This window comes from Pelistega suis (genome assembly GCF_013133795.1).
In the GTDB taxonomy this organism is placed as follows: Bacteria; Pseudomonadota; Gammaproteobacteria; order Burkholderiales; family Burkholderiaceae_B; genus Taylorella; species Taylorella suis.
The window spans coordinates 1-876 of record NZ_JABGBN010000022.1 but is presented as its reverse complement, the minus strand read 5'-3'; the positions used below and the strand labels follow the sequence as shown (position 1 = coordinate 876).

Here is an 876-nt window from a genome sequence, read left to right as displayed (position 1 = left end):
ATGGCTAAAATTGACCGTCCTACCCAAGGGGTGATAACGTATTTGCAACAGCAGAATGCTTGGAATGCTCGTCCAGAAATACAGATAGCACGTGGCGTGAAGGACGGCATGGTTCTTGCTGGTTCGCTAGTTACGATAAAATCACCAGTTGTAACGAATGTATTAGGTAATCCTGTGGTTCTTAATACAGCAAGTGGATTGACTGCTAATGCCACAGCTCAATTTGTAGTAGGTCAACCGTTTAACTGGACAGAGTTTATAAGTACGGGAATAACTTCAGCTATGACAACGGGAATGCCCTTGGGCAAAACGCTTATTGTGAATGCTGGAATGGGGGCTGCCACGAGTTTTGCTGTCAAGGGAAATATACCTCAGGACACAGCGTTATCCGTTCTTGGGGGTGTGGCAGGAGAAAAACTACCGAATCCTATATTGAAAATTTATACTCCAGAGATGCTTCAAAAGTTTCCTAATCTTTTGGACAAATATTTTTCTTTTCCCGAAGATAAGAGTGAGTAAACAGTGAGAATTATTATTTTCCGTATATTTTGTAGACTTTGTATGCTTTTTTTATTCTCTTTATGTCTATTAGAAATAGCTGCTGTTGTTCATTTTCCTAGCAAATATGGAATTGAATACTCAATCAGACATTTTTGGGAGATACAACACACTGTTTTGCAAGTTCAAATTAGAAAAGCATTTTTAATGGTGTTGCTAGGAGATTTTATCGGAGGCAGCTTTTTTAGATATATTTACGATCTTAAAGAGGATGATTCAAGGAGGTAGTAATGATAAAGGCTTTACCCTATGTCTGCCGAATAATAGTTTCACTATCAAGTGTTTTCTTTGCTATGACACTATCCGCTTTGATGAGTG

At 38.6% G+C, this 876-nt stretch carries 1 protein-coding gene; it reads left to right on the top strand.

The genetic code is table 11. The annotated features are described in order from the left end of the window. A partial coding sequence (locus tag HKX39_RS10570; protein WP_216605103.1) for a hypothetical protein occupies positions 1 to 519 on the top strand: 519 nt, incomplete at its 5' end. Positions 520 to 876 lie beyond the last annotated feature (357 nt).